The sequence below is a fragment of the Sulfuricurvum sp. genome (assembly GCF_028688295.1).
GTDB lineage: Bacteria > Campylobacterota > Campylobacteria > Campylobacterales > Sulfurimonadaceae > Sulfuricurvum.
On record NZ_JAQTYM010000078.1, the window covers coordinates 1 to 9,435 of the forward strand.

General features: G+C 37.4%; 13 protein-coding genes and 1 pseudogene. 6 read left to right on the forward strand and 8 right to left on the reverse strand.

Annotated elements, in window-relative coordinates; genetic code table 11:
* The first annotated feature begins 139 nt into the window (after positions 1-139).
* Positions 140-1,342, forward strand: coding sequence for a site-specific integrase (locus PHR02_RS11925; protein ID WP_299992331.1), 1,203 nt, complete (start codon positions 140-142; stop codon positions 1,340-1,342).
* Entirely contained in the window at positions 1,335-1,724 is a 390-nt protein-coding gene (locus PHR02_RS11930; protein WP_299992333.1) for a TetR/AcrR family transcriptional regulator, read from the forward strand. The genes PHR02_RS11925 and PHR02_RS11930 overlap by 8 nt, the downstream gene beginning before the upstream one ends.
* Here PHR02_RS11930 and PHR02_RS11935 read toward each other — a convergent pair.
* The 5 genes and pseudogenes from PHR02_RS11935 to PHR02_RS11955 all read right to left on the reverse strand — a co-directional run bounded on the left by PHR02_RS11935 (position 1,684) and on the right by PHR02_RS11955 (position 5,195).
* Positions 1,684-1,896 carry a BrnA antitoxin family protein gene (locus PHR02_RS11935; RefSeq protein ID WP_299992335.1) on the reverse strand — a complete coding sequence of 71 codons (213 nt, stop codon included), beginning with the start codon at positions 1,894-1,896 and terminating at the stop codon, positions 1,684-1,686. The genes PHR02_RS11930 and PHR02_RS11935 overlap by 41 nt on opposite strands.
* Positions 1,893-2,075 carry a BrnT family toxin gene (locus PHR02_RS11940; protein ID WP_299992336.1) on the reverse strand — a complete coding sequence of 61 codons (183 nt, stop codon included), beginning with the start codon at positions 2,073-2,075 and terminating at the stop codon, positions 1,893-1,895. Before PHR02_RS11940 ends, PHR02_RS11935 begins: the two co-directional genes overlap by 4 nt.
* 257 nt (positions 2,076-2,332) lie before the next feature.
* Positions 2,333-2,749: a type II toxin-antitoxin system MqsA family antitoxin gene (locus PHR02_RS11945; RefSeq protein WP_299992338.1), complete on the reverse strand. Its 417-nt coding sequence runs from the start codon at positions 2,747-2,749 to the stop codon at positions 2,333-2,335.
* Positions 2,750-2,762: 13 nt separating this feature from the next.
* A pseudogene (locus PHR02_RS11950) lies at positions 2,763-3,071 on the reverse strand (type II toxin-antitoxin system MqsR family toxin).
* 1,842 nt (positions 3,072-4,913) lie between these two features.
* Positions 4,914-5,195 (reverse strand): hypothetical protein, encoded by a 282-nt coding sequence (locus PHR02_RS11955; RefSeq protein WP_299992340.1) that lies wholly within the window; start codon positions 5,193-5,195, stop codon positions 4,914-4,916.
* Positions 5,196-5,296: 101 nt separating this feature from the next.
* On the opposite strand from PHR02_RS11955, the gene PHR02_RS11960 reads away from it, so the two are divergent.
* Entirely contained in the window at positions 5,297-5,623 is a 327-nt protein-coding gene (locus PHR02_RS11960) for a type II toxin-antitoxin system RelE/ParE family toxin (RefSeq protein WP_299992350.1), read from the forward strand.
* Positions 5,620-5,904: an XRE family transcriptional regulator gene (locus PHR02_RS11965; protein WP_299992341.1), complete on the forward strand. Its 285-nt coding sequence runs from the start codon at positions 5,620-5,622 to the stop codon at positions 5,902-5,904. The genes PHR02_RS11960 and PHR02_RS11965 overlap by 4 nt, the downstream gene beginning before the upstream one ends.
* 69 nt (positions 5,905-5,973) lie before the next feature.
* Here PHR02_RS11965 and PHR02_RS11970 read toward each other — a convergent pair whose 3' ends face one another.
* Positions 5,974-6,390, reverse strand: coding sequence for a hypothetical protein (locus PHR02_RS11970; protein ID WP_299992343.1), 417 nt, complete (start codon positions 6,388-6,390; stop codon positions 5,974-5,976).
* Between the two features lie 457 nt (positions 6,391-6,847).
* Here PHR02_RS11970 and PHR02_RS11975 point away from each other — a divergent pair, with 457 nt between their 5' ends.
* Positions 6,848-7,372 carry a putative metalloprotease CJM1_0395 family protein gene (locus tag PHR02_RS11975; protein ID WP_299992344.1) on the forward strand — a complete coding sequence of 175 codons (525 nt, stop codon included), beginning with the start codon at positions 6,848-6,850 and terminating at the stop codon, positions 7,370-7,372.
* Positions 7,373-7,717: 345 nt separating this feature from the next.
* Here PHR02_RS11975 and PHR02_RS11980 read toward each other — a convergent pair whose 3' ends face one another.
* Complete coding sequence (locus tag PHR02_RS11980) at positions 7,718-8,023, reverse strand: CcdB family protein (protein ID WP_299992346.1); 306 nt, start codon at positions 8,021-8,023, stop codon at positions 7,718-7,720.
* Positions 8,023-8,268 carry a type II toxin-antitoxin system CcdA family antitoxin gene (locus PHR02_RS11985; protein WP_299992347.1) on the reverse strand — a complete coding sequence of 82 codons (246 nt, stop codon included), beginning with the start codon at positions 8,266-8,268 and terminating at the stop codon, positions 8,023-8,025. Before PHR02_RS11985 ends, PHR02_RS11980 begins: the two co-directional genes overlap by 1 nt.
* Before the next feature lie 471 nt (positions 8,269-8,739).
* Between PHR02_RS11985 and PHR02_RS11990 the strand changes: the two genes are divergently transcribed.
* Entirely contained in the window at positions 8,740-9,282 is a 543-nt protein-coding gene (locus PHR02_RS11990) for a hypothetical protein (protein ID WP_299992349.1), read from the forward strand.
* Positions 9,283-9,435 lie beyond the last annotated feature (153 nt).

The following is a 9,435-nucleotide window of genomic DNA, read 5'->3' on the forward strand; positions in this document are numbered from 1 at the left end:
CATCAATTTAACTGGGGACTATGTCTGGAAAAAGAGTTCGAAGCTCAAAGATGGGAAATTTAGGCCTTTAAGGGCGGTAAAATTCTCTTAACGTACTATATATTCCGTTTTCTCAGGGGACCCCTATAAGATCCTCAATATGGGTACAAATAATGGCTTCAGTGTACCGCAACAGCCTATTCAGTTAGAAACGTCTTTATGGGATTGGTGGGGAGCCAACAAACAAGGTGCCCTTGAGCGTCAAAACGGCCCCGATGATCACAGCATTCCGATCGGATTATGGAAATCAATCCTTCAATGTGCATGGAATGAGCCCGACATACTTCAAACATTCCAAAGCGGAAAAAGCAAAGGGTTGTTTCGACTCAATCACGCTAAATTTGCTATTCTAGTGCAAGCCCACACAGGATTGCGTATCTCTGAAATTCTCTATCTCAAATACGGATGCGCTCAACAAGACAAGTATGGAACATTCTGGCTAAACGTGACCATTCAAAAAACCGAACGTGAGCCTTATGCGCATCGAATACTGATCCCTAAAGAGATTTATGAAGTTATCCTCCATCTTGAACGACTCACCGAGCCCTTAAGAGACGAAGCAAAAGAGAAAAATTATCTATTCTATCTCCTCTCCCCTCGTAAAGGTACTTCAACCTCTCAGCGACTCGTGCCGACGCCGATGGAATCCGGTAAATGGAATCACAGTTATCTTAGAGCATTTTTAAAACGTAACAATCTTGCGCTGACGTTTTTCAATCGATCGAATCAAGAAGTGACACTCACCTCGCACTGTTTTAGACATACCTTCGCGAAACTTGCCGCTTCTGAGTGCGATGTCAATCTCGTGGTACTTCAAACCCATTTCAAGCACCTATCGATTGAAATGACCTCCCATTATGTCCATCGAAGCAAAGAAGAGTTGAAACAAAGCTATTTGCACGGGATGCTCAATGCTAAATATCTTTATACGCAAGGGATTGAGGGCGAAATCTTCAAACACCGATTGCATTCGATTCAAACGTCTCCCAGTCTATCCGATAAACTCGATGAACTCTCCAAAGTCTTCGGCATCAATCCTCTCCCCTTTGGGATGTGTTTGTACGATTTTAAACGGGGGCATTGTCCAAACTTGGGTGTTCAAAGCTGTTACACCATCGGTTGTAAGGATTTTGTGACTAATGAGACTTTTTTGCCGAATTTTATGCATGAAGCAAGCTTGCTTGAACGCCATATCGAGCATTGCAATGATACTCAGCCCATCGAAGTGAAAAAAGCCCGTTTTCGGCTTTCTAAAGTTACCTCTATCATTGAATCCATTCAACCAAAGGATAACCATGCCTAAAGGCGATTCCCTCAAAAAATACAAATCAGAACAAAAATTTCAGACACGACAGCTTCTGGAGCGGACCATCAAAGAGCTCAAGTCCTCAGGAACCAAAGTAACGGTGGATCAATTGGCATCATTATGCGGTATTAGCAGAGCCACTATTTACGCCAATTACAAAGATTTACTAGGCAACATGCCGCACAAACCAACTGCTACGGTAAAGAAGGCAGAAAAAGAGGGTAATGAGAAAGAGGCTCTGATAGAAGCATTGCGTGAAGAGAATAAAAAGCTGCGGCAATCCAATCTCACCTTGATGGATCAGGTTGTCGCATTAAAACTGCTGTTGGAAAAAACGATCAGCTCGTCCACTTCAACTGAGGCTCAACGTGACGCATAGCGCAATCGGTTAGGTATGAGTTGATTAGGGTTTGATAAGGCAACCCCATTTTTACGGATAGCTCTTTAAAATACTCGATTGTATCCACATCAACATTAAGCGATATCTGTTTCTTTGTCCGCTTAGCGTATGGATTTTGGACAGATTGTGAAAAATCGTATTCTTCTCTCATGGTAAAAACTCCTTGTATTGGCGTGCTTCGTTTTTGGTAGATTCTCTCGCAGATATTATCCGTATCGTTCCGTCTTGATCACGATAGCAATGGACAACGGTCAGAATTTTTAGCGTATAACTCATACCCAATAATATGAACCGCTCCTCTTCCTTTGAGTGATCAGGATCATGAAGCAAGCGGGCAAAATCATCATCAAAAACAGTTTTTGCTTCTTAACATTGGACAATGCTTTTGTTGGATCCCATTCAAATGTTAGTAATTTTATAATGCTATGATAATGACTTAATCATGATATGTCAAGCGGAAGGGATTGTTATGTTAAAAATTAGTACAAATAAAATAAAACTTGTCTAACAAATAAGCATCGTTACTCTTTAACTCATTGAAATGAATATAGATTGTGAAGATCGAGGTACTTTAAAGATAGCGTTGATTACGCTATCTTTTGGGTTGCGTTTTCTTTAATTGCATCGAGTGTTACTGTACCTTTGTCAAGCAAGTCAAACAAAATGACCAGAGTTTGCGGCGGGCTGATTTCGCCCTTTTCATATTTATGAAATGCTCTTATCCCACCACCGAAGATCTCTGAAGCTTCAGTTTGGGAAAGACCAAGATTCTTTCTTATCCTTGCTATATCGGAAGCAATTTTTTTATCCGCGGCAGTTTTTGCCAGAGCGATAGTATGCTCATTGGTTTTCAAGTCTTCATCGTTTTGAAAACCTTCTTGGCATGCTGGACAATATTCCCCAACCATATCAATAAAAAGTGTTTTACCTTTATATTTTAATTCTTCAGTGTGTTTGTTGTATTCTAACTCACCGTTACAATATGGGCATTCTTCTAGTCTCATAATTTTATACCTCTTATTTCTCTTTGAAAGAAATGACAACTGCATTTTTATTGATTTGTAGTTTTATATACAAAATCATATCAAGGCCGTCACGTTGATAGTGATACACATCTTGCTACAAAAGCGGATTTTTTTCTGATATCATCGATTTATAAAAATGGGACTCATTCATGTCTAAAACAACTGAATAAATACTCTCATGATTAAATCCAATGTAATCAGCATCAAGAGTTGCCTGATAGGTTATAACTCTTTGAGCATTCCTGACCAGCTGTTTGATTTCCTCTAGGCTGTAGTGTGGATTACTTTTAGTATTTGACATACAGCTGCTCTTTCATCAAGTCTATAATAATATTGTCATAATAACCATAATGGTTAAACATGTCAATAAATTTTTACGCAATATATTTTATCGATCCGCTATATTGCCATTTACTTTTATTGATTCTATCATTCCGGCAATTATGCTTTCTAGCGGACACTCATTATCTGGTAGTATTTGTATCAAAATCTCAGAGCAACTAATATACACATTTATACTATATTTATTTTAAAAAGTAAAATGAGGCAAGTCTAAAAAAAACATTATTTTTTTGTAAAAATATCCCAAAAAATATCCCTAAAATTTGGCCAAAAAAACATGGAAAAATTGAGTACAAAAATTGAGAAAAATAGAGTGAGATTAGGAATGTATTTTTATAAAAAATCTTGCCAGTTGAATTTCAAAAAATCATCATTTTTAAGCTTGTTTTTCTCATGCAAAAACTTGTTTGATTTCTCAAAAAAAAGCCCAAAAAAAGTGCTCATTTTTGAATTTTAATTCTTGGAAAATAAATTAGTTTAAATATTTAAGCAAAGAAATTACACCTCTCGAAAAAAAGTCGAGGTTTTTCAAAAAACACGAGTTTTTTTCGAGGTTTTCGCTTAAGGTTTGTAGCAAAACCAAATTGATACCAATTTTAGTAAAAAGAGGGGTGGATTTTGAGCATTTTGACCCCAAATTCGACCAAAAACCATCGAAAAATTTACCCAATCTGATCGATTTTTTGCACTTTCAAAAACATGTGTTTTTTACGGAAATTCGAGAAAAACACCGATCTTTTTAGCGTTTTTCCAAAACTAGCCCGTCAAACTCCCTCTCAAAACACTATGGTTTTGACTCAAAAACCCTAAAGTCTATAAAATGATCCCCAACACCCCAAAGTCACACTTTTTTATCGCTTTTTGACACTCCCCAACCAAACCGTCAATTCTCCAAAAATGCATAAAACTTAAGTAACAGAACTCTGTCGTCAAACAAAGATATAAAAACACACCAAACCCAAATGTAATATATTTTTACCCTCATTTTTAACCCCAAAAACCACCCAGTCTACTACCATACTTTTTCCAAAAAAAAAATAAACTTATGAGTGTACTTTTTTTCTAATTATTGATTTTAACAACCGAAAGTTGTCAATTGCTTTTACCCCTCAAAAACACTCCCAAAAACCACCCCAATGTTTTCAATTTTTCTCCCCTAAAAACACCCTACTTTTCAGTCTCATTTTTTACAATTAAACCATAAAAGAGTTCTAAATGTCAACAATTTAACAAAATAAAACATCTCTGTTTTTGTGCTAAAAACACCAAAAAATTGACTATTTTCAACATTGATGTAATAATTGTGTATATCGAAAAACCCACTTTTTACACTTTTTCGTCAAAAATCATCAACAAAACTATCAAGTTTTACAAAAATTACCTGCTACTCAAAACTAAACCGCTTTGTTTTTTCCATTTAACCTTATCTATAAACAACTCTCAACCCACCTGTTTTTTATCCAAATTCATACAACACTTTACTCTATAGTCTATGATTTCTAATAACCATCACCCCACACTAAATAGTCCATTCATATAGAAAAAAGACCCAATGACATTTTGGGCGTATGATATAAAGCCTAGTAAAGGATACACACAAACTACATCGTGCAACACCAGATCCACATAAGACAATATGGTGAAACATTCAAACCACAGACTAGCAACATAAAGCATCATCACGACTACACAGTAAATACAAGAAAGCTAAAATAATAAGAAAGCCCCAATAGTCGATAAATCAAATTATTGGAGGAAATGAAGAAATAAAAACAGCGTGGGTGTAAAGAATATTCTCTAATTATGAGCGATTAAACAAACCGCCTCGTTTGAAAATATAGAGCGAAGCAATAAAAATAACAAAAGCCATCATCACTCCAAAGTTTCTTTTCCAGATGAAATCATCGTATTTCAAGACTGCTTCGTTGTTGACTTTAATCTCATATATCTTGGATACATCATGAGAAACCGCTACGTTTTGATTGATGATAGTTTCCAATTTTTCAACCGGACAGATAGATGGTCCAAGAAGCGGCCAATTGTTCTTACCCCTACATTCTAATATCATTCCATCATTGCTCATAAAAGTCACCCTCTTCCAGGTGTTATCTTCGGTAGCAATTTTAAATACTGTTAGATTTACAAATCGTACCAAAAAAGGTACAATAGCGTATCGATAAAAAAATTAATGTCGTCTTTTATCAAACACTATCCGATAATGAACCAGTACGTGAATGGCTAAAGTCTCTTAGTGTAGAGGATCGTCAAAACGTTGGTAATGATATCAAGACAGTTGAATACGGATGGCCGATCGGTATGCCGATATCGCGTCCACTTGGTAATAAACTTTACGAAGTACGAAGCAGTATTTCGGATAAGCGGATTGCACGGGTAATTTTTACCATCATCGATCACTATATGGTGCTTCTCAATGGGTTTGTCAAAAAGACACAGCAAACTCCAAAAGAAGAGATTGATTTAGCGCTAAAGCGCATGAAGGAGATTCAATGAAATTGCAACAAGGTATCGGAAGCTCATTTGATGACTTCCTGCAAGAAGAAGGGATGCTTGCAGAAGCAGAAGCCGTAGCTGTTAAAAGAGTGATTGCATTCCAACTCGAAGAAACAATGGCAAAAGAACACATTACTAAAACCGAAATGGCAAAGCGGATGAATACCAGCCGATCAGCAATTAATCGCTTACTCGATCCACTCAATACCTCAATCACACTCGCAACTATCGAAAGTGCTGTAGCAGCAATCGGAAAACGACTTCAAATTCAAGTCGTTTAATCCCTCTTATCAAAAAACGACAATTTCTCTTAACGTACTATATATTCCGTTTTCTCAGGGGACCCCTAATTAGACTTTCTGAAAATAGCGAGTCTCTCCATTGACCTTGGCACTAAACCCATCGGAAGCGATATTGATGTGATGCATCATCAGATCGAAATGTTTGGATGGGTTTTTATAGACTTTCATCGCTATGCTATGGTTAAAGTGGACACTGTAATCAGCATGAAGTGTGTCAGCGGATTGCGGATGAATAAAATGTGCTTTTGCATTTGTTAAGAAATGGAGTATAAATCCCGTTTTAGAACATTGAAACTGCTGATTTCGTAATTCAGAATCGATTCGTAGTGAAAGGTTTTCTTGAGTAACGGCAGAGCGTTCGAATTGGATAATTTCTTCGCTCATCAATGGTGTCGTACCCAATAAGCCGGTAGTAATCAGAGCGGTGGCTAAAAATCGTTTGGATTTATCGTGATATTTATACATTCGTTACTCTCCTGATACATCATCGAACAGATATGAGAAATTGTATCGGTGAATGATGAATGAATGCTAACTGTATTTAATCAACTGGTTCAACAGCTATGTGGGTAAGTCCATATCATTTAAAGTATACCTGTTCATACTCCCTAATTTTTCGTTTTGAGTTAGTTATCTTTGATCATTAGCTCAACGATTCCTTTGAATACAGGAGGTGATTCAGTACAATCGTAGAAATCCACATCATGAAAGCATCATAAGATCGAAAAACATTCTCTTATTTTGCCACTATCTATGCCTTCTGCACCCTTTTTCTCGTAGCCGTTTTTGATCGTTCAATCCATTAAGCAACAACTCACTTCTGTCTTCACTTAAAAATGTTATTATACTTACCTTGAAATCATAAATATGATCCATTTTAATCTTTAAACCATTACAAGATAAAGGGACTGTACAGCAACGCATGAGTATACAGGTATCACCATCACAGTATCAGTATTCCTCCTACACTTCCAATCATGACAAGCAAACTACTACTACACCCGAAAAATCCCCTTCTTATCAGGCTTTAATCACAAAGCTTGAATCCGCAGATACCAAAGTTCGAGCCCATGAAGCAGCACATGTCGCTGCTGGCGGAGGTGTTGTCACTGGCGGAGCAAATTTCAGTTATACCAAGGGACCCGATGGAAAGATGTATGCCACTGCCGGTGAAGTCCCTATCGATACCTCTGAGGGGAACAATCCAGAAGAGACCATCCGAAAGGCTCGACAAATCTTAGCAGCGGCTATGGCCCCTTCTGATCCCAGTCCACAGGATTATCGGGTTGCTGCAACGGCAGCCGTTATGGAAATGAGAGGGCATTTAGAAGAGAGTAAAAAGCTCCAAGATTCAATCAACGGACAAAATGCCTATAAATCTATCGCTTCATCCCAATCTGATTCATCATCTATTGAAAGTATTCCTTTAAATCCGACCCAATCTTGATAATTGCTTTTTCATCTTCTTTAAATTACATATTAACATATTGATTTTTCTGCCGATATAACGACAACTCTTTGAAAACAAGAGTCAAGAATACTACATTCTCAAGGATGAGACACTATGACGCTTTTTAACTCTTCAAATACATCAGAATCACAATCAAAGCCTACTTCTAGCTCCTCCTCAGGTCTAGGACAAACCCTCGATATTCGAGGGTGAATAGCCTCTGATATAGCATTCACTTTGCAATAATTTTCATTTAATTTTTCCAATATCTTGACTATTTGCAAATGTGTCATACAATTGATTAACATAAATTATATTGAATAATTTATGGGTCAAATTAACCTAGAATCCACTCACCATAAAGTCCAAAGCGGCAATTATTTCACTGCGGTGTTCCTTTAAAGAACCCCATTTTTCACCTAATGCAGACTTATGTATCCCTGCAAGCTCTTGTGTTAACAAGATGTATGATGTTGATCCAATAGTAAATTCTGGATTAAGATGTTGGATTGCTTTAACGTTTTCACGTAGAGGAATAACGACTCTTGTCTCCAAGCCAGAAAGAATATCTGCTTGAATATCGAGAAGATACGGGAATTCCACAGAACTGTCAGTATTGTTGTTTGTATAAATATCGAACTGAGCCATTAAAATCGTCTCAACCGATCTGAGAATGCTCCATTATTAGATACTCGCTCGTTATACTCTTCGATTGCTTCTTTATTTTCTTTTATCCACAAAGATTCTTTTTGAGATGCGATGGTTTCTACCAATCTCTCTTCAAGTAGCTTAGATAGATTAATCTTTAGTGCCTTCGCCTGTTGAATAAGATCGCTGTTAATACTAAGATTCACCGACTTTTTAGGAGCGTTTGGATTGTAATAAGCAGTCATAATAATATCCTATGCGCATAATATATGTGTATTGTAACACACATACAATCAGAGAATCACGATATTGATATTAATTAGGAAATCATCAATACCAAGCTCGACAAACCGATATCAATGACCGCTTTAAGGTATTTTTTGGCAAATGAGATTAGATAAAAGGTTGTCACTTGACAACTAAATAGTTTTGTCGATATACTAACGAATATAAGGAATACTATGTCAAACAGACCAAGACATCCTAATAAGGATATTGAAGCTGCCATTGCTCATGCTGAAGAACTTGGATGGACAGTGAAAAAGAGAACTGGCAAAACTCATGCATAGGGATTACTTTTGTGTCCTTACAATGATAACGCCTGCAGAAATGGGATCTTTTGCCAAATAAGTATATGGTCAACGCCTAAAATCCTCAGAACCATGCAAGAGATTTAAAAAAGTATGTAGATGGCTGTATAAAAGCCAAAGAAAATAATGAAACGGATGGAGAAAACGATGCGTGAATATGAATTCGAACTTTTGTTCAAAGTAAATTCTAACGAAGAGATGAACGATCTTATCGATCAACTCTATGAAGCCGGATGCGATGACGCTTTGATTGGAAGCGGTAAAAGCGGTGTTATCGGTCTATCTTTTGCACGTGAAGCAGCCAGTGCGGCAGAAGCATTTGAGAGTGCCATAAAAGATGTCAAAAAAGCTATTCCTACTGCATCACTGATGGAAGCGAAGCCAGATTTTGCAGGAGTCTCTGATATTGCTGAAACCATCGGATGTTCTCGTCAAAACGTCCTCAAAATTTTTGCTTCCACGGAAGCGCCGATGCCGATCCATTCAGGCAATACATCACTATGGCATTTGAGCGAAGCGTTAAAATGGTTGAATGATGGAAAAAGAGCTGAACGGTACAATATTCCTGAATGGAAGATCGATGTTGCCACGATCGCAAAAGAGATTAATTTTGCAGTTGAAGCGATGAGAATGCCGACACATTCGTCGCTTAGACAACTGTTGGTGTAACCCATCTATGATGGATTTAAGCTGCTTTTAAAACGCATGGGAATAAAAATCCCTTTGTAGGTGGACACCCGTGCGACGAGAAGTCGCTTAATTTGATGTCGGTTAAGCATCGATAAAACATTCTGTTGTTTTCTCCCTATCTACCGGTGCATG

Coding starts and splice junctions, on each gene's coding strand:
- PHR02_RS11975 (WP_299992344.1), top strand. CDS start 6,848: ATGAGTATACAGGTATCACCATCACAGTATCAGTATTCCTCCTACACT.
- PHR02_RS11955 (WP_299992340.1), bottom strand. CDS start 5,195: ATGAGCAATGATGGAATGATATTAGAATGTAGGGGTAAGAACAATTGG.
- PHR02_RS11990 (WP_299992349.1), top strand. CDS start 8,740: ATGAAACGGATGGAGAAAACGATGCGTGAATATGAATTCGAACTTTTG.
- PHR02_RS11985 (WP_299992347.1), bottom strand. CDS start 8,268: ATGACTGCTTATTACAATCCAAACGCTCCTAAAAAGTCGGTGAATCTT.
- PHR02_RS11935 (WP_299992335.1), bottom strand. CDS start 1,896: ATGAGAGAAGAATACGATTTTTCACAATCTGTCCAAAATCCATACGCT.
- PHR02_RS11970 (WP_299992343.1), bottom strand. CDS start 6,390: ATGTATAAATATCACGATAAATCCAAACGATTTTTAGCCACCGCTCTG.
- PHR02_RS11945 (WP_299992338.1), bottom strand. CDS start 2,749: ATGAGACTAGAAGAATGCCCATATTGTAACGGTGAGTTAGAATACAAC.
- PHR02_RS11980 (WP_299992346.1), bottom strand. CDS start 8,023: ATGGCTCAGTTCGATATTTATACAAACAACAATACTGACAGTTCTGTG.
- PHR02_RS11925 (WP_299992331.1), top strand. CDS start 140: ATGGGTACAAATAATGGCTTCAGTGTACCGCAACAGCCTATTCAGTTA.
- PHR02_RS11930 (WP_299992333.1), top strand. CDS start 1,335: ATGCCTAAAGGCGATTCCCTCAAAAAATACAAATCAGAACAAAAATTT.
- PHR02_RS11965 (WP_299992341.1), top strand. CDS start 5,620: ATGAAATTGCAACAAGGTATCGGAAGCTCATTTGATGACTTCCTGCAA.